This window comes from Microbacterium xanthum, assembly GCF_034531355.1.
In the GTDB taxonomy this organism is placed as follows: domain Bacteria; phylum Actinomycetota; class Actinomycetes; order Actinomycetales; family Microbacteriaceae; genus Microbacterium; species Microbacterium xanthum.
Map to the genome: position 1 here is coordinate 655,269 of NZ_JAWHUE010000001.1, position 20,941 is coordinate 676,209.

Genomic DNA, 20,941 nt, shown 5'->3' on the forward strand with positions numbered 1-20,941 from the left:
CGTCAGAGTTCACCGGGGGCGGATGCGAGGTCGTCGATCTCCTCGACGATCCGGCGGCCCCTGGTGGCCTCCCCCGGCTTGCGCGGCGCGTAGACCACGAGCGAGTGGAAGACGAACCGCACGAAGAAGGCGAGAACGAGGGTGATGCCCGTCGCGAGCACCGCCGAGACATGCCAGCTCTCGACGAGGAGTGCCACGAGGGGGATGCGCACGAGCGCCTCGGCGTTGTTGAACCCGAACGATTTCGCGAAACGGACCCAGCCGCCGGAGGCCGCACCCCGCATGTCCTGGAAGACGAACCGCTCGATCATCAGGAAGTTCCCGATGATCGTCGCCTCGGCCGCCACGATCGCTGCGATCAGGTAGTCGACACCCATCGCCGTCAGCGCCCAGACGATGGCGAGGTTGGCCACCGCCCCCAGCCCGCCGATGATGGCGAACAGCGACATCTTTCCGAACCGCAGCGCGGTCAGCTGCGACAGGAAATGGATTCCCTGGCGCACCGACGCCTTCGAGTCACCCGCGTGCCGATCGGCGAAGACGAAGGGCACCTCTGCGACGCGCAGCGGCTTGCGCGCGAGGATCTCGAGCAGGATCTTGAAACCGCGCGGACGCAGCGTCTCGGCCTCGATCGACCGCCGGTCCAGCACGAAGAACCCCGTCATCGGATCCGAGACATCCCGCAGCCGCACCGGGAACATCGACTTCGTCACGGCGGTCGATACCTTGGAGACGAAGACACGTGATCTGTCGGCGAACCCCGCGTCGGCTGCGCCCGACTGGTAGCGCGAGGCGACCACCACGTCCACGTCACCCTCGGTGAAGCGGTGCCACAGGGTGGGGATGTCCTCGGGCGGATGCTGCAGGTCACCGTCCATCACCAGACACGCATCCGACTGCGCGGCCTCGAACCCCTCGAGCACCGCGCCGCCCAACCCTCCGGCGCGCTCCTCCCGGTGGATGACCCGCACGGGGATCGTGGCGGTGGCGGCGAGCGCCCGCACCACGTCGGGGGTGTCGTCCGTGCTGTCGTCGACGACGATCACCTCGGCGTCGATGCCGCGGACGGCATGCTCGATGCGTCCAACGAGTTCCGCCATGTTCGCGGCCTCGTTGAACGTCGGCACGATGATCGAGAGCTGCATCCCGGTCCATCGTCCCACGACCGGCGCCCCCGCCGTGCCGCGGGATTACGCTGGATGCTATGACTTCACCCATCGATTCCTCCACGATCACGATGTTCGGCGCCGATTGGTGCGGCGACTGCCGCCGCACCAAGGCGCAGCTGGACGGCCTCGGTGTCGACTACACCTACGTGAACCTCGTCGAGACTCCCGACGCCGCCGACGTCGCCCGCGACATCTCGGGCCGCACCAACATCCCCGTCGTGGTCTACCCGGACTCCTCGCACCACGTCGAGCCCTCCAACGCCGACGTCGAGGCGAAGCTCCGCGAGCTCTCCCTGATCTGACGCCGGTGTCACCGCGGCCGTTCGGCGGTCATCGGCGGCTGCGAGCGGCCAGCAACCATCGCGAGACCGCCACGTCATGGGCGGCTTGACGCGCGAGGTCATCGGGATGCTGGAAGGCCTCCATGGCGCGCAGGTAGGCGATCAGCCGCACGTCGAGCGTGCGCCCGTAGAGGTCCCCGGTGCGGTCGTGCAGATGGCACTCGACGCGGTCCGCCCTCACATCCCCAAACGTCGGATTGTCGCCGATGCTGACGGTCGCATCGGACCAGGCCGGCTCCGGTTCGACCCGCACGCGCGCGGCATAGACCCCTCGCAACGCTCGATCCACCGAGACGTCGAGGTTGGCCGTGGGGAAACCGAGAGACCCCCCGCGCCCTTCGCCGTGGACCACGACTCCACGCAACGCACGCCCCTCGCCCACCATCGCCACGGCGGCAGACTCACGCGCCGATGGTGCGGTACCGGCTGTGATGAAACACGAGCGGCTCGATCTCAGGGAAAAACCGCGCGTCGTCGACGGCGAGGAGCACGATCGTGTGGTCTCCCCCCTCTACCTCACCGTGCACGCGACAGGTGAGCCACAGCGCCGCGTCGTCGAGGTGGACGGCGCCCTCGTCTCCAACGCGCCAGGCGCCACTGTCGAAGCGGTCTCCCTCACGCGCGGCGAGGCGACGGGAGACTTCTTCGTGACCGTTGCCGAGCACACTCAATCCGATGACCCCCGCGCGCGCGAGCGCCGGCCAGGTGCGCGAGGTGTTCGCGACACTGATCGCGACGAGAGGAGGGTCGAGCGAGATGGAGGTGAAGGAGTTCACCGCCATGCCCACCCGATGGCCGTCCTCGCCGATGGCGCACACGGCGACGACGCCGGTCGGAAAGGCGGAGAAGGCCTTCCGCAGTCGGAGAGCGAGTTCTTCCTCGATCAGATCGGACGTCACTATCGTCACCTCTCAACTAGTCAAACTTGTCTAAACAAGATATCACGAAGTTTGACTGTTCGGATCTGGACTATTGCGCATTAGCATGAGCCCATGCCTTCCTATACGCGACTCATCGTGCTCGGTGCGGTCTACCAGTTCCAACCCGTGCACGGCTACTTCCTGCGGCGGGAACTGTCGACGTGGCACGTCGACGAATGGGCCAACACCCAACCCGGCTCGGTCTACAACGCCCTGAAGACGCTCGTGAAAGACGGCTACATCGTCGAGAACGGCACCGAATCGGATGGCAACTACCCCGCGCGGACGACCTACAGCATCTCGCCGACCGGCCGGGTCGAACTGCTTCGAATGCTGCGCGAGGCTCTGTGGCACGTCGAGGCGTTCGACACCAAGGCGGTCATGGCCATCACGTCGTTCATGTTCGTTCTCACCCGGGACGAGGTCATCGCGGGCCTCGAGAACCGAATCAGCAAGATCGATTCCCTCATCACCGAAAACGGCTTCCACATCGAGGACACCCTGCGTTCGGAGACGACCCCGCGCTACGTGCGGGAGATCTTCGACCTGTCCTCCGCGCGTCTGCGCGCCGAGCAGGGGTGGGCCGCGCAGCTCATCGCCCGCCTGCGCGACGGGGAGTATCAGTTCGCGGGCGAAGGCGACTGACGGAGTCTCCGCACCATCTCCCGGCTGAGCGCGTCGGGTTGCGCACCGCGGTGACTCGCGACGATCGCCCCGGCCGCAGCCCCCTCACGTACCGCCTCGTCGAGACTCAAGCCGCGCGCGATCCCCGCCACAAGACCGCCACAGAACGCGTCGCCGGCACCGGTCGTATCCACGGCGTCAACCGCGACAGCGGGGACCTCGCACCGCGCGTGCCCACGACGATGGACGGTGAGACCCGCCGCACCACGGGTGTGGATCACCGTGGTTCGCTCGGCGAGCGCCTCGACGCCACCGAGCGCGGCAGCCTCGGTCTCGTTCACCACAAGGATGTCGACGTCGTCGAGCATCGCGCACACATCGGCGTGGACCGGGGCGGCATTCAACACGGTGACGACACCCGGTGTGCGCGCCGCCGTGGCGAGAGTGGACCGGACGACACCGGGATCGACCTCGAGCTGCACCAGGACGACGGCGGCCCCCTCCAGCGGGGCGACGGCGTCGTCGGGCGTGAGGGCGACATTGGCCCCCGGGACGACGATGATACTGTTCTCGGCCCCGGGGAGCAGGGTGACGTGAGCGACACCCGTCGGCGCGTCGACGGTGACGACGTGTTCGGCGTCCACCCCGGCAGAACGCATGGCCTCACGTAAGAGCGCGGCGTCGGCGTCGTCCCCGACGGCCCCCACCATCCGCACCGGCGCCCCGCACCGTGCGGCAGCCACGGCCTGGTTCAGCCCCTTGCCCCCCGGAAAGGTCCCGAGGGATTCTCCGAGGAGGGTCTCGCCCGGTTCGGGCAACCGGGCGAGACCGATGAAGCGGTCGACGTTCAGGCTGCCGACGACGCAGACCGCACCCGGGCGGGTCACGACGCCTGCAGCACCGCCCGCGCGCGGGCTGCGGGGTGATCGGCGGGAAGTGTCGCGCTCTCGGACCCGGTCAGCCGCTCACGCAGAGTGGCTCCGGTCGACTCGGCAAGGGCCCCCCGCGCGCGCAGGATCGGCATCACCCGCTCGACGAAGTCGGCGGTCGACCCGGGCTGCACCACCGGAGAGATCAGGAATCCGTCGAGGTCGGCGCCCTCGGCCAGTTCGATGATGCGGTCCGCAATCGTCTCCGGCGTCCCCAGGACAGCACTGGACCCGGCCCCGTGTTCGCGCCACCCGGCCAGCACGTCACCGACGGTCTTGCCGGCGAATCGGCTGATCTGCGACTGCGACATTTCGGTGCGCAGGTCGGTCATCGGCGTCTCGGGGTCGTAGGAGGACAGATCGATGCCGGTGAACCACGCGTACGAGGCGACGGTGACGTCGGCGGTCTGCGCGGCGAGCACCTCGTCGTAGTAGCGGCGGGCCTCTTCCTCGGTGTCGGCGACCACGCACCGGAACTCCGCCATGACCTTCACCGACTCGGCGGGACGACCGGCCTCGACAGCGGCTTCGCGGATCGCGGTGCTGTGCGCCTTGAGCTGCTCGACCGACCCACCGCCGACGAACATGCACTCACCGTGGCGCCCGCCGAACGCACGCCCCGCCGGCGAAGCGCCCGCCTGGAACAGCACCGGGGTGCCCTGCGGGGAGTAGGCCGAGTTGCCGTAGCCCTCACTGCGGAAGTACGGACCCTCGTGCCGGATGCTGTGTACTTTGGCGGGGTCCGCGAAGATGCCGCCCTTGTCCTTCACGAGCGCGTCCGGCTCCCACGCCCCCTCCCACAGCCGGTAGACGAGGCGCACGAAATCGTCGGCCATCTCGTAGCGCTCGTCGTGCGCGACCATCGGCACGCCGAAGGCCTTCACGGCGGTCTCCGCCGTGCCCGTCGTCACGATGTTCCACCCGGTGCGGCCGCCCGAGAGCTGGTCCAGCGATGCCATCCTGCGCGCGAACGGATAGGGCTGTTCGAGCAGCGTCGATCCGGTCATCACGACGCCGAGGGAGGTGGTGTGGGCGAGGATCGCCGAGGCGACCACGAACGGGTCGAGGCGGGGCAGGTCCAGCCCCTCGATCGACGCGACGTCGGGACGCTCGCCGTCGACCTCGGCCCATCCCCACGCGTCGGCGAGGAAGAGGAAGTCGAACCCGCCCTCCTCGCACAGGCGCGCGAGCTCGAGCCAGTACTCCAGGGTGTCGAAGTTCTCACGGGTGTTGTCCGGGTGACGCCAGGTGGCTCGACCGGTGTCGTTGGCTTGGGCATTCTCGAACAGACCGAAGTGCAGCTTTTTCATGAGGTGTTCCTTTCTCGCCCTGGCTCAGCGAGCCGAGACGTCCTTTTCGCTCCACCACAGGACGCGGCGGCGGACCGCCGCGAGGAGCATGATGAGGAGGATCCCCATCAGACAGAGCATGAAGATCGCCGCCCACGTCACGGCGAGGTTCGCCTGCGCCGCCGACGTCGTCACGAGCGATCCGAGCCCGGCCGCGGTCCCGGCGGCCACGAACTCGGCGACCGCGGCACCCACGACTGCGAGCGGCAGACTGATGCGAAGACCGGCGAAGAAGTACGGCATGCTCCCGGGGAACCGCAGGTCTCGGAAGATCTCCCACCGGCTCGCCGACAGCGTCTTGAAGACGTCGAGGGCGCGGGGGTCGACGTCCCGCAGCCCGGCGAGAGAGTTCACCAGCACCGGGAAGAAGACGACGATGCCCGTGATGATGTACTTCGGCAGCATGCCGAACCCGAACGCGACGACCAGCGCCGGGGCGATCGCGATCACGGGGGTCACCATCACGAGCACGATCAGCGGCATGACCGCACGCTCGACGATCTCGAACTCGCTCATGATCACGGCGATGAGGAACCCGAGCACGATCGCCGAGCCCGCACCGACGGCGACTTCCTGCAGCGTGATGAGGAAGTTCAGCCAGTACATCCCGGGCTCTTCGAGCAGGCTCGCGATCACCTCACCCAGGGTCGGCAGGACGTAGGGGTTCGTGAAGGCGACCAGCTGCCACAGCAGCCCGACGATCACGAACACGATCGCCGTCGGTGCCCACACACGCGGGTGCATCCACGCGGTGCGAGACGCACCCGACCTCCGACGCGGTGCCGTCTGGGCGGCCATCGTGCGGGTGGCGGTCATCTCGGTCGATTCAGCGGACATGCGTCGCCTCCTCCATCACGGCGCGCAGTCGTCTGCGCACATAGCCCTCCAGGTCGCGGAATGCGTCGCTGGCGTAGGCGTCCTCGGTCCGGGGGCGCGGAAGGTCCACGGGGATGATCTCCGCGATGCGGCCCGGATGCGCCGCCATGAGCACGATGCGGTCCGAGAGCACGATCGCCTCCGGTACCGAGTGGGTGACGAACATCACCGACTTGCGATGCGACTGCCAGAAGTCCAGCAGCCCCAGCCGCTGCTGATCGCGGTTGATCTCATCCAACGCGGAGAACGGCTCGTCCATCAGCAGGATGTCAGGGTCGAACGAGAAGGCCCGTGCGATCGCGACGCGCTGCTGCATACCGCCGGAGAGCTGCTTGGGGAACTTCTCCAGCGCATGCCCCAGCCCGAAGGAGGTCAGCAGGTCATCGGGGTCGCGCAGGCTGCGGCCGGCGTTGGCCCGTGGGTTGATCGTCAGAGGCAGGCGCACGTTGTCGCGCACCGACTTCCACGGCAGCAGCGCCGGCGCCTGCGGCACGAGACCGACGAGCTTCTTGCGGGTCGCCGCCTTGACGCTCTGCCCGCCGATCGACACCGAACCACCGTCGGCGTCGTAGAGGCCGGCGACGACCTTCAGCAGGGTCGACTTCCCGCATCCGCTCGGCCCGATCACCGAGACGAACTCACCGGGCTCGACGGTCAGGCTGACATCGTCGAGGGCGACCATGGTCGCGTCGCCGCGTCCGAAAGTCTTCCGGATGCCGGTGATCTCTACCTCGTGGCCGAGGCTCACTGGCCGTCTCCGGGCCACACGAGCACGCCGTCCTCGTAGAGTCCCGCGACGAGGTCGACGTCGATGACGTCGTTCACCGGAGGGATGTCCTTGACGTTTCCGTACTCGATAACGATGTCAGAGGCGTCTTGCCATACCTGCTCGGTCTGCACACCCGGGGCACCGGCTTCGCTGTCGCGCACCCACTGGGATTCGACCCGCCAGGTGCGTTCCTGCTGCTCCAGCGGGAACGCCTCGCCCTGACCGGCCTCCTCGGCGAGGGCGCTGATGCGCTCGACGCAGTCGGCTTCGTTCTCGAGGCAGTACTCGAGTGCCTTCAGGTCGGCGCGCATGAAGTCGGCGACGACCTCGGGGTTCTGCTCGTAGAACTCCGTGTTGACCTCCATGACGTTGTACGTGCCGCTCAGCCCGAAGTCGGCCGGCACGAACTCGGAGAACTCCTCCCCCATTGCCCGAAGGGTCTCGCATTGATTCGAGGCGTAGCCGACGATCGCATCGACCTGGCCGCGCAGCACGACGGTGGGGTCGTAGTTGGTCATCTTGATCAGGTCGATCTGGTCGATGTCGGCACCGGCCTCGTCGAGCATCGCGGCGGCGACCGGAGTGAGGTTGATGAAATAGCCGAGGCTGCCGCCCTCGAGGTCGGTGAGAGATTCGATGTCTTTGTTGGCGAAGATGCAGAACGGCGAGGTGGTGCCGAAGGTCGCGATTGCGGTGATGTTCTCGCTGTTTGCGGCGGCCATCAGCACATCTTCGGCCGACCCGAGCTCGGTGAACTGCGCCTTCCCGGAGGAGACCAACTGCTGTCCGTTCGCCCCCGAGGCGTTGATCTCGACGTTCAGACACAGGTCGTCGAAGTAGCCGAGCTCCTCGGCCATGAACACGTCGAGCTGACCTGCGCTGGCGGAGTAGCCGTAGCCCGAGATGTAGGTGATGGGGGTGGCGGCGTTGCGCTCGCAGTCCGCGGGGTCGAGGAGGCTGTCTTCAGGGACGTCGGATGTGGCCGAACCGGCGCACCCGCTCATGATCATCGCTCCCAGCGCGACACCGACCAGCGTCGCACCGCGTCGCTTTGCTGACATCATCATCATCAGTGCTTTCGCCTTTCATCATTGATGGCTTCGGCATCAGACTAGTCAATATTGAATGTATTAGGCAAACACTAGTTACTTCTTGACTACTCCACCGATCGACCCGGCCCCGGCGGCGAGGCGTAGCCTGAAGCCGAAGGGAGACGGTCATGACGAACCTCGACCCGGCGGTCGTCTCGCGACGTTTCGGCCGACAGGCGGATGTCGGACACCTCGCCCTGACGGGCGAGCGCGGCGTGGTGCTTCCGGCCTTCACCGACCACCACGTGCATCTGCACCTCTTCGATGAGCACGCCCTCGCCGCGCGCGGCGTGGCGGGGATCCTCGATCTCGGGGGCGATCCCTTCGCTCTCGCCCGCCGCGCGGAGCACGCCGTGCCGCGACCCGGCTACGCCGGAGCCTTCCTCACGGCGCTCCGGGGGTACCCCGCAGGCCGCGCGTGGGCATCCGAGGCGGTGATCCGGACGGTGACCAACCCATCCCGCCATCCCGGGGTACCCGGCGGCGCCGGCACCGCGGTCGACGAGCAGATCGACTGCGGAGCCCGCGTGATCAAGGTCGCCCTCAACGCCGACGCGGGGCCCGTGCTCACACCGGATCTCGTCGCGGCGATCGTCGCGCACGCCCATGACCGCGGCGTCCCGGTGGTCGCCCACGTCCAGGGGGCGGGAATGTTCGACGCGGCCCTCCAGGCCGGTGTCGATGCTCTTGCCCACGCGCCGTTCACCGAAACGGTCTCTCTCGGTGCGATCGACCGGGCGGTCGCGGGGGGACAGATATGGATCTCGACCCTGGACATCCACCGCGATGACGCGCAGCGCGCGCGGACGGCGCGCGAGAATCTCGCCGCATTCCACACCACCGGCGGCCGGGTCCTCTACGGCACCGACCTCGGGAACGGCGATCTGCCGGCCGGCATCCACCCCCGGGAGGTGTCGGGCCTGGTGGCGGCGGGGCTGGACGCGGCGGCGATCGTGACCGCGCTGTCCGATCCGTGGCCGTTCCAGGATCCGGTCCCCGGCGTCTGCACGTTCGTCCCGGGGCGGCCACCCGCAGACGATCGGGAGCTCGGCGCGTGGTTTGCGACCGCCTCGACCGTCCCCCGGGAGGAGGTCACCCGCGATGAACCCTGACCTCCACGCCACCGCCGAAGCCCTCGACGCAGCCGATCCCCTGCGCTCCCGCCGCACGTTGTTCGTCGGCGCCGATTCTCCCCTGGTCTATTTCGACGGCAATTCCCTGGGGCGCCCCCTCAAGGCGACCGTCGGCCGGCTCGAACGCTTCGCCCGCGACGAGTGGGGCGGCCGTCTGATCCGCGGCTGGGACGAATCGTGGATGGACCTTCCCTTCGCGATCGGCGACGACATCGGACGTGTCGCGCTCGATGCGGCGCCCGGTCAGACGGTCGTCGCCGACTCCACCACGGTGCTGTTGTACAAGCTGGTCCGCGCCGCCTTCGACGCGCAGATCACCCGCGACCCGACACGGGCCGAGATCGTCATCGGCCGCAACGAGTTCCCCACCGACCGCTACGTCGTCGAAGGCATCGCCGCCGAGCGCGGCGGGCGCGTCCGCTGGGTCGAGGTGGACGATGACACCGGGGTCACGACGGAACGCCTGGCCGCGGCCGTCGGCCCCGAGACGGCGGTCGTGGTGGTCAGCCATGTCGCCTACAACTCAGGGCACCTCGTGGACGCGGAAGCGATCACCGAGCTCGCCCACGCGGCGGGCGCCTTCACGGTGTGGGATCTCTCCCATTCCGTGGGGTCCGTCCCGATCCACGCGGACGCGTGGGCGCTCGACATGGCCGTCGGGTGCACCTACAAGTACCTCGGCGGCGGTCCCGGCTCCCCGGCCTTCGCGTATGTCGCCCACCGCCACCAGGCGGCCCTCACCCCGCCCCTTCGAGGATGGATGGGCGCCGCCGACGTCTTCGCGATGGCTCCCGACTTCCGGCCCGCCGCCGGGATGCGCCGGTTCCTCTCCGGAACGCCTCCGGTGCTCGGGATGCTCGCGATGCAGGACTCGCTCGCGCTTCTCCACGACGTGGGCATGCCCGCCGTCCGGGAGAAGTCCGTCGAGCTCACGACCTTCGCGATCGAGGTCTTCGAAGAAGAGCTCGCCCCGCTCGGCGTGCGCCTCGCCTCGCCTGCCGACCCCGCGAATCGAGGCGGACATGTCACCTTCCGACACCCGCTCATGCGCGAGGTGAACGCCGCGCTCTGGAAGCAGGATGTGATCCCCGATTACCGTGACCCCGGCGGGCTCCGGATCGGACTGGCACCCCTGTCGACGTCGTTCGCCGAGACGCTGCGCGGACTCCTCGCCGTCCGCGACGCACTCGCGCGCCTCTCACCCGACCGCCTGCCCTCGGAAGGATCCTCGTGACCACTGCCTTGCCCGACCTGGCCGCCGACTCCCGCGAGGCGCTCGACGCCGAGATCGCGGCGCTTCGACGCGGGGCGACACTCTGGACCCGGCTGTCGCTCGAGCAGCGGGCCACGCTGCTCGAGCGGATCCACGCGAGCACGGCGGCCGTGATGGACGAGTGGGCCGACGCGGCAGCCACGTCGAAAGGTCTGGGGCCAGATCATCCCCTCCGCGGCGAAGAGTGGTTCACCGGCCCCTACATGACGCTCGTGTCGACCGAGTGGCTGGCCCGCACGGTTCGCACACTCGCCGCCGGCGGCAACCCCCTCGATGGCGTACCGCTCGACCAGACGCCCAGCGGACGTCTGCGCGCAAGAGTCTTCCCGGGCGACCTCTCCGACCGGATCATCGTCTCCGGATTCACCGGAGAGGTCTGGTTCGACGGGGACGTCACCCCGGCGCGGGCCCGGGCGGCTGCGGGGTTGGGGCAACGGACCCCCGGCGTCTCGGGCGGCGTCGGTCTCGTGCTCGGCGCCGGCAACGTGACCTCGATCCCCGTCGCAGACGTGCTCTACGAGCTGTTCGCGTTCAATCGCGTGTGCCTCCTCAAGGTCAACCCGACGCAGGATGCACTCGTGCCCGTGTTCGAGCAGGCCCTCGCTCCGCTGATCGAGCTCGGCCTGCTGCGGATCGTGCGCGGCGGCGGCGAGATCGGCGCCTACCTCACGCGACATGAGTCGGTGGACCATGTGCACATCACGGGCTCGGTGGACACCTTCGACGCGATCGTCTGGGGTGTCGGGGACGACGCGGCGGCGCGGCGGGCTGACGGGAATCCGCTGCTGCAGACGCCCATCACCGCCGAACTCGGCGGAGTGTCGCCGATCATCGTCGTCCCCGGCGAGTGGTCCGAGGCCGACCTCGCCTATCAGGCCGAGTACGTGGCCACCATGCGTCTGCAGAACGCCGGTCACAACTGCGTCGCCGCGCAGGTCCTCGTGCTCAGCGAGGACTGGCCGCAGCGAGAGGCGTTCCTCGACCACGTGCGCCGCGCAATGGCCGGGACGCCGTCACGCAAGGTCTGGTACCCGCGCTCCGAGGAGCGGCTCGCGACGCTACGCGACTCCCGGCCGGATGCGACCTGGAGCGACGGCGGTCGACGCGGCGTGGTGGAGTTCGCGTGCGGCGCCGACGACGCGATGGAGATCCAGGAGCAGTTCGCCCCGGTGCTCGGTGTGACCGCGCTCCCCGGTGTCGGGCAGGTCTTCCTCGACGCCGCGATCGCCTACGCGAACGAGCGACTCACCGGAACCCTCGGCGCGAACATCCTCATCGATCCGGTCGAGCAGACCAGGCTCGGCGACGACTTCGAGCGCGCGCTGGAGCGCCTCCACTACGGCACCATCGCCGTCAACACCTGGACTGCCGTCGGGTTCCTCACCCCCGCCCTCCCCTGGGGCGCGTATCCGGGCGGCACGCTGGAGCACGCGCCGAGCGGCCTCGGCGTCGTGCACAACGCCTTCCTCCTCGCACGCATCGACCGAGCGGTCGTGCGCGGGCCGTTCCGCCCGTTCCCTCGGTCGCTGTCAGCCCTGCGGCCGCGATCTCGCGGCGCCTTCTCGCTGCTGCCCAAGCCGCCGTGGTTCGTCACCGCGCGCACCGGCGCGACGGTGAGCGCCGGCCTGACCCGCTTTCGCGCCGGGGGCGGCATCCTGCGTCTGATCCCGACGATGCTGAACGCGTTCCGCGCCTGACGAGCGGGTCAGCGCGTCGCGACGAAACGATCCGTCGCGACGCGCAGTGCGCGGGCGATCCCGGGCTCCGAGGCGGCATGCCCCGCGTCCGGAACCATCACCAGCTCCGCTTCGGGCCACGCGCGATGCAGGTCCCACGCCGTCATCGGCGGCGTGCACACGTCGTAGCGCCCCTGCACGATCACGGCGGGGATGTCCCGGATCGCGCCGACGTTCGCGATCAGCTGCCCCTCATCGAAGAAGCCGCGGTGCAGGAAGTAGTGATTCTCGATCCGCGCGAACGCCGTCGCCGCGCGCGGATCCGTCATCGCCTCCACGAGGCCGTCATCGGGCCGCAGCGTGAGCGTGGATGCTTCCCACCGCGTCCAGGCCACGGCCGCCGGCACGTGCACGGCCGGGTCGGGGTCGATCAGGCGCCGGTGGTACGCCTCGATCATCCGACCGCGTTCGAGCACCGGAATGGGGCCGAGGAAGTGTTCCCACCTGTCGGGGAAGATCGCCGACGCACCGCCCTCGTAGAACCACTCGAGCTCGTGGGCGCGCAGGGTGAAGATGCCGCGGAGGACGAGCTCCGACACCGACGAGGGGTGGGTCTCGGCGTAGGCGAGCGCCAAGGCGCTTCCCCAAGAGCCGCCGAAGACCATCCACTTCTCGATCGCGAGGTTCCGTCGCAGCAGCTCGAGGTCGGCGACCAGGTGCCAGGTCGTGTTGTGCCGCAGCTCGCCCTCGATATCGGCGGCGTGCGGCGTGGAGCGGCCGCAGCCGCGCTGATCGAGCAGGATGATGCGGTACTGCTCGGGGTCGAAGAAGCGGCGATGCCACGCCGCGGTACCGGACCCCGGACCGCCGTGCAGGAAGACGACGGGCTTACCCGCGGGGTTTCCGCTCTGCTCGTAGTGGAGACGATTGCCCTCGCCGGCGATCAGCTCGCCGGTCATATAGGGCTCGATCTCGGGATAGAGGATGTCATCGAGCGGTCCGCTCACGGTCGACTCCCTGCTCTCTGCGAGGGCGACAGCGCCTCCCGCAGGTCCCTCTTCGCCCCGACGACCGGGGCTTTTGTCGAACGCCATGCCGACAAGGTAGCGCCTGAGGTGGCGTGAACCGCGCATTCCTGCGGTGCGGCGGGCTCTCGGCGGGACGAATAGGCTCCCAGCATGGGCGTGACGGGCACGACGGGCGGGCGGCGGCGGTGGCGCCGATGAGCGGTGTCGAGGCCCTCGTGATCGCGGTGGGGGCGATCGTCGTGATCGCCGCGGCCACGACGGTGGCCCCGAAGGTGCGCATCGCGGGTCCGCTTCTGCTCGTGGCCGTGGGACTCGGTGTGAGCCTGCTGCCGTTCGTGCCCCCCATCGAGGTCGACCCGGAGATCATCCTGGTCGGGGTGCTCCCTCCGCTGCTGTACTCGGCAGCCGTCTCCCTCCCGGCGATCGAATTCCGACGCGATCTGCGCCCGATCGCCGGTCTCTCCGTCCTCCTGGTCCTCGTCAGCTCACTCGTCCTGGCCGTGTTCTTCCTGTGGGCCATCCCCGGCCTCGGTTTCCCCCTCGCCCTGGCGCTCGGGGCGATCCTCAGCCCCACGGACGCGGTCGCGACCTCGATCGCCAAGCGCCTGGGGATCTCGCGTCGAGTGGTGACCCTCCTCGAGGGCGAGAGCATGCTCAACGACGCCACCTCGCTCGTCCTGCTGCGCACCGCGATCGCCGCCGCCGGCATCGGCTCGTTCCACGTCGGCGAGTTCTTCCTGTCCTTCGGATGGGGCGTCGTCGTCGCCATGGCGGTGGGCGCCCTCATCGGGTGGATCAATCTGCGCGTGCGCTCCTTCATCTCGCACTCGGCGGCGAACACAGCCGTCGGATTCACGGTGCCCTTCCTCGCCTACCTGCCCACCGAACAGCTCGGCGGCTCGGGACTGGTCGCGGCGGTCGTGGCGGGAATCGTGACCGGCCAGGGCGCCGCGCGTCACTTCACACCGGAGCAGCGGTTGTCCGATGAGCTGAACTGGCGCACCGTCGAGCTGATGCTCGAGGGAGCGGTCTTCCTCCTGATGGGGCTGGAGCTGAAGGATCTGCTCCTCGACAACGCCGGCGACGGTCTCGGCCACGCGGCCGCGCTGGCGGCGGCCGCGCTCGTGATCGTCCTGGCGGTGCGGGCCGTGTACGTCGGCCTCCTCATCGCCTTCCAGAGCACCCGCGCCCGGCGCCTGCAACGCGAACGGCTCGACGCGATCACCGCCCGCATCGACCTCATCCACCCCCCGGAGCGCGGCGCCCCGAGCGTCACCGCCCCGCACCGCACGCGCCGCCTGGGGCGAATCCGCGCGAGACTCAGCCGCGCCTACGCCGACCTCGACTACTACTCCGCGTCGCCGCTCGGCGGCAAGCACGGCGCCGTGATCGTCTGGGCCGGGATGCGCGGCGTCGTCACGCTCGCGGCGGCGCAGACCCTTCCCCGCGAGACCGACGAGCGATCCCTCGTGGTCTTCGTCGCCTTCCTCGTGGCCGTCGGCAGTCTCATGCTGCAGGGCCTCACCCTGCCGGGCGTCGTGAGGCTGCTCCGAATGCCCCGGGTTCCCGAACAGGTGATCGGATCCGAGCAGGACGCCCTCGACGACGAGCTGCGCGAGGCCGCCTCCGGGGCGGTCGCCGACGCACGCGTGTCCCGGCGCGACGGCTCCCCTTTCGATGACGCGTTCCTCACCGACGTCGGCCCGCGACTGACCGAGCCCCCCGACGACGGAGGGGCGCGGGTGGTCGACCGACTCGAGCTCCGGCTCGCCCTCATCCGCGTCATGCGGGACCGCCTCGAAGAGGTGTCACGTTCCGGACGATTCAGCACCGCGGCGTTGCGCCACGCCCTCGCACAACTCGATGCCGATCAGTTGGGCCTCGAGCTTCGACTCGACGACGAGGAGAACTGAGGGCGCGCATTCGCCTCCGTTTTCGGAGAGAATGTCGGTGGACGCCGCGCACTCCGCGAAGGCGTGAGGGAGCAGGGCATGAGCGAGATCGCCGACGCACCGATGACCGGTCTGTCGCACACCGTGGGCGGCGATGCAACCGGCCCGGAGCCCGAAACCGCCCCCCTCCACCTTCCGCACACCGCCGCGGAGTGCCCGAAGTGCTTCACCGAGCTGCAGCACGATCGGGACTGGTGGCAGGCCCGGCCGATGGGTTCGAAGCTGGTCGGTCTGGTGATCTCCCGCGACGACATGCCCTCGGTGGTTCAGCAGCGCGACGAACTGACCCGTTTCGGTGTGCCGATCGAGGGGTTCCGCCACCCGGCGCCCGAGACCCTCGAGTCCTGGGAGCAACGACTGGTGCGGCTGTTCGGCACCCTCACGCGCGGCGACGTCCTGGTCGTGGCGAACGTCCACGCTCTGGGGCGCGACATCGATGAGGAGACCCGGACGGTCGCGGAGCTCCGCCGCCGCGGCGTGGTCGTGAAGGTGCTCAGCCACGGCGGCCGGCATCTGTTCGCGCCGGGCCGCTGACCGGTTCTACGAGCCCACGTATGCACGCAGGTGCTGCGCGGTGAGAGTGTCGGCCGAGGTCACGAGATCAGCCGGCGTCCCCTCGAAGACGATGCGGCCTCCGTCGTGCCCTGCACCCGGGCCCAGGTCGATGATCCAGTCGGCGTGCGCCATGACCGCTTGATGGTGTTCGATCACCACGACGGTGTCACCGCCGTCGACGAGGCGGTCCAGGAGAGCCAGCAAGGTGTCCACGTCGGCGAGATGAAGTCCCGTCGTCGGCTCATCGAGCACGTAGACGGCCCCCTTCTTCGCCATCGAGATCGCCAGCTTCAACCGCTGACGCTCGCCGCCCGAGAGGGTGTTCAGCGCCTGCCCGAGGGTGATGTAGCCGAGTCCGACGTCGATCATGCGCGCGAGCGTGGCGTGCGCGGTCCCCTTCGTGAAGAACGCCGCCGCCTCGGCCGCCGACATCGACAGCACCTCGTGGATGTTGCGACCGTCGAGGGTGTACTGCAGTACCTCGTCGCCGAACCCGCTGCCATCGCACAGTTCGCATCGGGTCTCGACACTCTGCGTGAATCCGAGGTCGGTGATGATGACGCCGAGGCCCTTGCACGCGATGCACCCACCGGCGGAGTTGGCGCTGAACAGCGACGGCTTGACCCCGTTGGCCTTGGCGAACGCCGAGCGGATGGCGTCGAGGATGCCGGTGTAGGTCGCGGGGCTGCTGCGGCGCGATCCCTTGATCGGCGATTGATCGACGACGACGACGTCGTCGAACGCGGGGAGGTTCCCGTGGATCAACGAGGATTTGCCGGAACCGGCCACCCCGGTCACGACGGTGAGCACCCCGAGCGGGATGTCGACGTCGACACCGCGCAGGTTGTGCTGCGCGGCACCGCGGATCTCGAGCGCGCCGGTCGCCGGTCTCGGGGCCTTCCTCAGCGTCGCACGGTGATCCAGGTGGCGCCCGGTCAACGTGCCCGAGGCACGGAGGCCCGCGACGTCGCCGGTGTACTGCACCTCCCCGCCCGCACGGCCTGCCCCGGGGCCGAGGTCCACGACGTGGTCGGCGATCTGGATGACCTCGGGCTTGTGCTCGACCACGAGCACCGTGTTGCCCTTGTCACGCAACCGCCGCAGCAGGCGGTTCGTGCGTTCGATGTCGTGCGGGTGCAGTCCCGCCGTGGGTTCGTCGAAGACATAGGTGATGTCGGTGAGGGACGAACCGAGGTGGCGGATCATCTTCGTCCGCTGGGCTTCGCCGCCCGAGAGGGTCCCGGAGGACCGATCCAGGGAGAGGTAGCCCAGGCCGATGTCGACGAAGGAATCGACGGTCTGGCGGAGTCCCGCAAGCAGCGGCGCCACCGAGGGGTCCTCGATCGTGCGCAACCACTCCGCGAGGTCGGTGATCTGCATCGCGGCGACATCCGCGATGTTCACACCGCCGATGCGTGAGGACCGCGCGCCGTCGTTCAGTCGGGTCCCCTCGCACGCCGGGCACGGGGCGAAGGCGACCGCCCGCTCCACGAACGCCCGCACGTGCGGCTGCAGGGCATCCCGATCCTTCTGCAGCATCGACTTGGTGATCTTCGGCACCAACCCCTCGTAGGTGAGGTTGATCCCGCCGACCTTCACCTTGGTCGGCTCCTTGTAGAGGAAATCGTGCCGCTCGGTGTCGGTGTAGTCGCGGATCGGCTTGGCCGGGTCGACGAATCCCGACTCGATGAATGCCTTCACCATCCACCCGTCGGCGGTGTACCCGGGAACGGTGATGGCGCCGTCCCGGAGGGACTTGTCCGCGTCGAACAGCGCGTCGAGGGCGATGTCGCTCACCTCGCCGAGTCCCTCGCACGTCGGGCACATGCCACCGGTGATCTCGAACGACCGACGCTCCTTCTTCCCCTTTTCCGTGCCGACCTGAATGGTGACCGCGCCCGCCCCGGAGACCGAGGGGACGTTGAAGGAGAACGCCTGCGGCGAACCGACATGCGGTGATCCGATGCGGCTGAAGAGCAGACGCAGCATGGCGTGGACGTCCGTGGCCGTCCCGACGGTGGAGCGGGAGTTGGCTCCCATGCGCTCCTGGTCGACGATGATCGCCGGGCTGACGTTCTCGAGCGCGTCGACCTCGGGGCGGTTCAGCTGCCCCATGAACTGCTGCACGAAGGTCGGATAGGTCTCGTTGATGAGGCGCTGCGACTCGTTCGCGATCGTGGCGAACACGAGCGATGACTTGCCCGACCCGCTCACCCCGGTGAACACGCTCAGGCGCCGCTTCGGGATCTCCACCGAAACGCCTTTGAGGTTGTTCTCCCGGGCGCCGACGACGCGGATCACGTCATGGGTGTCGGCGATGTGCACGTCGGACTCGGTCATGCGGGCTCCTCCACGGTCACTGTTCAGTGTGACCCATCGCGCCCGTCGCCGGCAGGGTCGATCACACCGCGAGGAAACACCCTTCGATGTGGTCATCGACCATGCCCGCCGACTGCATCAGCGCATACATCGTCGTCGGGCCGACGAAACGGAAGCCGCGTCGGCGCAGCTCCCGGCTCAGCGCCTCGGACGCGGGCGTGGTCGCCGGCACCTCGTCGAACGCGCGCGGGCGCGGCGAGGGAGCCGGGGCGAACGACCACATCAGCGCATCCAGCTCGCCTCGATGCATGTCGCGCACGATCGCGGCGTTGGAGATGGTGGCGAGGATCTTCGCGCGATTGCGGATGATGCCGGTGTCGCCGAGGAGGCGTTCGACATCGTCGCCGCCGAACGCCGCGACCACGGCGGGGTCGAAGCCGGCGAAGACCTCGCGAAAGCGGGGACGCTTTCGCAGGATCGTCAGCCACGACAGGCCGGCCTGGAATCCCTCGAGACTCAGCTTCTCGAACAGGGCCCGGTCGCCGTGGAGCGGCCGACCCCACTCCTCGTCGTGGTAGCGCCGGTACTCCGCGTCGTCACCGACCCAGCCGCACCGGGCGACACCGTCCTCGCCGGTACGCAGACTCTCCCCCACGCCCCCAGTATCCCCCGGGGATGCGACGACATCCCCGCCGAAACCACCCCTCTCCGCCGAGACCATGCCCTTGCGGCGCCGGGAAGGGGTGGGTTCGGCGCGACGAGGTGGTCTCGGCGGTGGGATGTTACTTCTTCTGGAGGGACTTCTCGGAGACGGGGGCCTCGCCGGACTCGCGCTGCGCGGCGAAGTACGCGGCGGCCTCGTCCTGGCGTTCCTGCTCGGCGCCCGACGCGATGGGTGCGCGGACGTGCTCGGGGGCGAATCCGAACGCGTCCACGAGGTCCTGGGCGTGCGGGCGCAGGCGCGCGGAGAGCCGGTCGATGTACCGCGAGACCGCTCCGGCGCGCTGCGTCGACAGTCGACCGTTGATGAGATACCACGCGAGGTGGCGCTCCAGCAGCGACAGCCCGAACAGGTCGCGCAGCCACGTGAGCACCTGCTTGGTGCCCCCATCGGTGGTCTTGTTCACCGCGTCGGTGAAGGCCTCCCACTGCAGCAGCTCCCCGTGAGCGCGTGCCGCCTCGATCAGCTGCGCCTGGTTCTCGTTGAACAGCGCGGCGGCTTCGTCGGCGGGAAGCTTGGATGCGGGGCGCAGGCGTCCGGCGATGTCGGAGACCATCTGCTGCACGCGGTCGGCCAGCAGCTCGTGCTGGTGATCGCCGCGCAGCCCGAGCTCGACCGACCGGGCGGTCGAGCCGAGGTCGGTGACGGCCTGCCCGAGCTGGCGGAGCCCGGCGCCGTGGAAGACCTTGCCCGCGGTCTGTCCGACGGCGAAGCGTGCGAGGGTCGCGGCATCCGCTCCCTTGAACTGCTTGGCGAAGTCCCCGAGCAGACGCTTGCCGACCAGCTGGAGGAGTACGTTGTTGTCACCCTCGAAGGTGACGTACACGTCGAGGTCCTGATGCAGGTTCACCATGCGGTTCTCGGCGAGGAAGCCCTGACCGCCGCACGCCTCGCGGCATTCCTGGATGGTGTCCAGCGCGTTCCACGTCGACAGCGGCTTCAGCGCCGCCGCAAGGGTCTCCAGGTCCTCCCGCTCATCGGGCGTGTCGGTGCGGCCGGAGAAGACGCCGTCGAACTTCTTCAGAAGCTCGTCGTGCGAGAAGAACTGCGCGTAGACCTGTGCCAGGCGCGGGAGGAGTCGGCGCTGATGCTTGGCGTAGTCGAGCAGCACGACCTCGTCGGTGCCGGCGCCGGAATCGAACTGGCGGCGCTGGTTGGCGTAGGTGATCGCGATGTCGAGCGCGAGTGCCGTGGCGGTGGTGGCGGCCCCGTCCAGCGACACCCGGCCCTGCACGAGGGCGCCGAGCATCGTGAAGAACCGGCGTCCGGGGCTGTCGATCTCGGAGGTGTACGTCCCGTCGGCCGCGACGTCGCCGTAGCGGTTGAGGAGGTTCTCGCGGGGAACGCGCACGTGGTCGAAGTGCAGCCGACCGTTGTCGATGCCGTTCAGGCCCCCCTTGACACCGTCATCCTCGCCGCCGATACCCGGGAGGAAGGCGCCGTCGTCGTCGCGCAGCGGCACGAAGAAGCAGTGCACGCCGTAGTTGACCCCGCCCGTGATGAGCTGGGCGAACACGGTCGCGGCCTTGCCGTGCAACGCCGCGTTGCCGAGGTAGTCCTTCCATGCCCCCCGGAACGGGGTGTGCAGCACGAACTCCTCCGTCTCGGGGTCGTACGTGGCGGTGGTGCCGATCGCGGCGACATCGGATCCGTGCCCCGTCTCGGTCATCGCGAACGCGCCGGGGAGGTCGAGGGTGATGATGTCGCGCAGCCACTTGTCGTGGTGCTTCTTGGTGCCCAGCTGGTACACGGCGGATCCGAAGAGCCCCCACTGCACACCCGACTTGATCTGCAGGCTCGGGTCGGCGAGGACGAGTTCCTCGAATCCCGCGAGGTTCGCGCCGTTGTCGTCGAGGCCGCCGTACTCGGCCGGGAAGGCGCGCCGCGAACCGTTGTTGTCGACGAGCAGGTGCAGCTGCTCGAGCACGCGCGCTCGGTGCTCGGCCACCGGCTGGCCCGGCTGCTGCCAGAAGATCGGGTCCTTGATCAGCTCACGGGCCTCGAGCCGCGTCTCACGCCAGGTCCCCAGGAGCGCGGCGGTCACGGCATCCCGATCGATGCGCGCCTCGTGTGCTTCGGCGGCCGTGTGGGGCGCGGTGGGCGCGCCGCCCTCGGGTGTGCGCTTGTCAGCGGAGGGCGTGGACGAACGGACGGCAACGTCTGCCATGTCATCACCTTTCGGCGTCGGAGGGATGGGTCCGCGTGTGAGATGCGAA

At 69.0% G+C, this 20,941-nt stretch carries 19 protein-coding genes; 7 read left to right on the forward strand and 12 right to left on the reverse strand.

All coding sequences use genetic code 11. The annotated features are described in order from the left end of the window. Positions 1 to 2: 2 nt before the first annotated feature. Positions 3 to 1,145: a glycosyltransferase family 2 protein gene (locus RZO50_RS03115; protein WP_322598734.1), complete on the reverse strand. Its 1,143-nt coding sequence runs from the start codon at positions 1,143 to 1,145 to the stop codon at positions 3 to 5. A 59-nt stretch (positions 1,146 to 1,204) separates the two neighbouring features. Between RZO50_RS03115 and RZO50_RS03120 the strand changes: the two genes are divergently transcribed. Further along, entirely contained in the window at positions 1,205 to 1,471 is a 267-nt protein-coding gene (locus RZO50_RS03120; protein ID WP_322598232.1) for a glutaredoxin family protein, read from the forward strand. Between the two features lie 28 nt (positions 1,472 to 1,499). On the opposite strand, the gene RZO50_RS03125 is transcribed toward RZO50_RS03120, so the two are convergent. Next, the gene (locus RZO50_RS03125; protein WP_322598735.1) at positions 1,500 to 1,895 is read right to left on the reverse strand and encodes a riboflavin kinase; all 396 of its coding nucleotides are present in this window, start codon (positions 1,893 to 1,895) and stop codon (positions 1,500 to 1,502) included. A 16-nt stretch (positions 1,896 to 1,911) separates the two neighbouring features. After that, the gene (locus RZO50_RS03130) at positions 1,912 to 2,409 is read right to left on the reverse strand and encodes a flavin reductase family protein (RefSeq protein ID WP_322598233.1); all 498 of its coding nucleotides are present in this window, start codon (positions 2,407 to 2,409) and stop codon (positions 1,912 to 1,914) included. 93 nt (positions 2,410 to 2,502) lie between these two features. On the opposite strand from RZO50_RS03130, the gene RZO50_RS03135 reads away from it, so the two are divergent. Beyond that, positions 2,503 to 3,075: a PadR family transcriptional regulator gene (locus RZO50_RS03135; RefSeq protein ID WP_322598234.1), complete on the forward strand. Its 573-nt coding sequence runs from the start codon at positions 2,503 to 2,505 to the stop codon at positions 3,073 to 3,075. On the opposite strand, the gene RZO50_RS03140 is transcribed toward RZO50_RS03135, so the two are convergent. From RZO50_RS03140 to RZO50_RS03160, 5 genes are read right to left on the reverse strand one after another with little or no spacing between them, the layout of a single operon-like run. Then, on the reverse strand, positions 3,051 to 3,941 hold the full coding sequence (locus RZO50_RS03140) for a ribokinase (protein ID WP_322598235.1): 891 nt from the start codon (positions 3,939 to 3,941) through the stop codon (positions 3,051 to 3,053). The genes RZO50_RS03135 and RZO50_RS03140 overlap by 25 nt on opposite strands. Next, the gene (locus RZO50_RS03145; RefSeq protein ID WP_322598236.1) at positions 3,938 to 5,293 is read right to left on the reverse strand and encodes an NtaA/DmoA family FMN-dependent monooxygenase; all 1,356 of its coding nucleotides are present in this window, start codon (positions 5,291 to 5,293) and stop codon (positions 3,938 to 3,940) included. Before RZO50_RS03145 ends, RZO50_RS03140 begins: the two co-directional genes overlap by 4 nt. Before the next feature lie 24 nt (positions 5,294 to 5,317). Further along, complete coding sequence (locus RZO50_RS03150) at positions 5,318 to 6,169, reverse strand: ABC transporter permease (RefSeq protein ID WP_322598237.1); 852 nt, start codon at positions 6,167 to 6,169, stop codon at positions 5,318 to 5,320. After that, positions 6,159 to 6,956: an ABC transporter ATP-binding protein gene (locus RZO50_RS03155; RefSeq protein ID WP_322598238.1), complete on the reverse strand. Its 798-nt coding sequence runs from the start codon at positions 6,954 to 6,956 to the stop codon at positions 6,159 to 6,161. The genes RZO50_RS03150 and RZO50_RS03155 overlap by 11 nt, the downstream gene beginning before the upstream one ends. Beyond that, a complete protein-coding gene (locus RZO50_RS03160; protein ID WP_322598239.1) occupies positions 6,953 to 8,038 on the reverse strand; it encodes an ABC transporter substrate-binding protein in 1,086 nt (361 codons plus the stop codon). The genes RZO50_RS03155 and RZO50_RS03160 overlap by 4 nt, the downstream gene beginning before the upstream one ends. A gap of 158 nt (positions 8,039 to 8,196) precedes the next feature. Here RZO50_RS03160 and RZO50_RS03165 point away from each other — a divergent pair, with 158 nt between their 5' ends. Genes RZO50_RS03165 through RZO50_RS03175 form a run of 3 tightly spaced genes read left to right on the forward strand, consistent with a single transcriptional unit; the run spans position 8,197 to position 12,171 of the window. Beyond that, the gene (locus tag RZO50_RS03165; protein WP_322598240.1) at positions 8,197 to 9,180 is read left to right on the forward strand and encodes an amidohydrolase family protein; all 984 of its coding nucleotides are present in this window, start codon (positions 8,197 to 8,199) and stop codon (positions 9,178 to 9,180) included. After that, positions 9,170 to 10,435, forward strand: a complete 1,266-nt coding sequence (locus RZO50_RS03170) for a kynureninase (protein ID WP_322598241.1) — start codon at positions 9,170 to 9,172, stop codon at positions 10,433 to 10,435. The genes RZO50_RS03165 and RZO50_RS03170 overlap by 11 nt, the downstream gene beginning before the upstream one ends. Continuing rightward, entirely contained in the window at positions 10,432 to 12,171 is a 1,740-nt protein-coding gene (locus tag RZO50_RS03175; protein WP_322598242.1) for an aldehyde dehydrogenase family protein, read from the forward strand. Before RZO50_RS03170 ends, RZO50_RS03175 begins: the two co-directional genes overlap by 4 nt. A gap of 8 nt (positions 12,172 to 12,179) precedes the next feature. Here the strand turns inward: RZO50_RS03175 and pip are convergent, their stop codons facing one another. After that, complete coding sequence (gene pip / locus RZO50_RS03180) at positions 12,180 to 13,157, reverse strand: prolyl aminopeptidase (RefSeq protein ID WP_322598243.1); 978 nt, start codon at positions 13,155 to 13,157, stop codon at positions 12,180 to 12,182. A 215-nt stretch (positions 13,158 to 13,372) separates the two neighbouring features. Here pip and RZO50_RS03185 point away from each other — a divergent pair, with 215 nt between their 5' ends. Next, the gene (locus RZO50_RS03185) at positions 13,373 to 15,091 is read left to right on the forward strand and encodes a cation:proton antiporter (RefSeq protein ID WP_322598244.1); all 1,719 of its coding nucleotides are present in this window, start codon (positions 13,373 to 13,375) and stop codon (positions 15,089 to 15,091) included. Positions 15,092 to 15,193: 102 nt separating this feature from the next. Then, positions 15,194 to 15,664, forward strand: coding sequence for a recombinase family protein (locus tag RZO50_RS03190; protein WP_322598736.1), 471 nt, complete (start codon positions 15,194 to 15,196; stop codon positions 15,662 to 15,664). Positions 15,665 to 15,670: 6 nt separating this feature from the next. On the opposite strand, the gene RZO50_RS03195 is transcribed toward RZO50_RS03190, so the two are convergent. The 3 genes from RZO50_RS03195 to RZO50_RS03205 all read right to left on the reverse strand — a co-directional run bounded on the left by RZO50_RS03195 (position 15,671) and on the right by RZO50_RS03205 (position 20,892). After that, positions 15,671 to 18,025 carry an excinuclease ABC subunit UvrA gene (locus RZO50_RS03195; protein ID WP_322598245.1) on the reverse strand — a complete coding sequence of 785 codons (2,355 nt, stop codon included), beginning with the start codon at positions 18,023 to 18,025 and terminating at the stop codon, positions 15,671 to 15,673. 61 nt (positions 18,026 to 18,086) lie between these two features. Continuing rightward, entirely contained in the window at positions 18,087 to 18,659 is a 573-nt protein-coding gene (locus tag RZO50_RS03200; protein ID WP_322598246.1) for a DNA-3-methyladenine glycosylase I, read from the reverse strand. A gap of 127 nt (positions 18,660 to 18,786) precedes the next feature. Next, entirely contained in the window at positions 18,787 to 20,892 is a 2,106-nt protein-coding gene (locus RZO50_RS03205) for an acyl-CoA dehydrogenase family protein (RefSeq protein ID WP_322598247.1), read from the reverse strand. Positions 20,893 to 20,941: the final 49 nt, after the last annotated feature.

Excerpts from the sequence above, each read along its gene's own strand:
- RZO50_RS03115 (WP_322598734.1), bottom strand. The coding sequence starts at position 1,145 with ATGCAGCTCTCGATCATCGTGCCGACGTTCAACGAGGCCGCGAACATG.
- RZO50_RS03120 (WP_322598232.1), top strand. The coding sequence starts at position 1,205 with ATGACTTCACCCATCGATTCCTCCACGATCACGATGTTCGGCGCCGAT.
- RZO50_RS03125 (WP_322598735.1), bottom strand. The coding sequence starts at position 1,895 with ATGGTGGGCGAGGGGCGTGCGTTGCGTGGAGTCGTGGTCCACGGCGAA.
- RZO50_RS03135 (WP_322598234.1), top strand. The coding sequence starts at position 2,503 with ATGCCTTCCTATACGCGACTCATCGTGCTCGGTGCGGTCTACCAGTTC.
- RZO50_RS03145 (WP_322598236.1), bottom strand. The coding sequence starts at position 5,293 with ATGAAAAAGCTGCACTTCGGTCTGTTCGAGAATGCCCAAGCCAACGAC.
- RZO50_RS03150 (WP_322598237.1), bottom strand. The coding sequence starts at position 6,169 with ATGTCCGCTGAATCGACCGAGATGACCGCCACCCGCACGATGGCCGCC.
- RZO50_RS03160 (WP_322598239.1), bottom strand. The coding sequence starts at position 8,038 with ATGTCAGCAAAGCGACGCGGTGCGACGCTGGTCGGTGTCGCGCTGGGA.
- RZO50_RS03165 (WP_322598240.1), top strand. The coding sequence starts at position 8,197 with ATGACGAACCTCGACCCGGCGGTCGTCTCGCGACGTTTCGGCCGACAG.
- RZO50_RS03170 (WP_322598241.1), top strand. The coding sequence starts at position 9,170 with ATGAACCCTGACCTCCACGCCACCGCCGAAGCCCTCGACGCAGCCGAT.
- RZO50_RS03185 (WP_322598244.1), top strand. The coding sequence starts at position 13,373 with ATGAGCGGTGTCGAGGCCCTCGTGATCGCGGTGGGGGCGATCGTCGTG.
- RZO50_RS03190 (WP_322598736.1), top strand. The coding sequence starts at position 15,194 with ATGACCGGTCTGTCGCACACCGTGGGCGGCGATGCAACCGGCCCGGAG.
- RZO50_RS03195 (WP_322598245.1), bottom strand. The coding sequence starts at position 18,025 with ATGACCGAGTCCGACGTGCACATCGCCGACACCCATGACGTGATCCGC.
- RZO50_RS03205 (WP_322598247.1), bottom strand. The coding sequence starts at position 20,892 with ATGGCAGACGTTGCCGTCCGTTCGTCCACGCCCTCCGCTGACAAGCGC.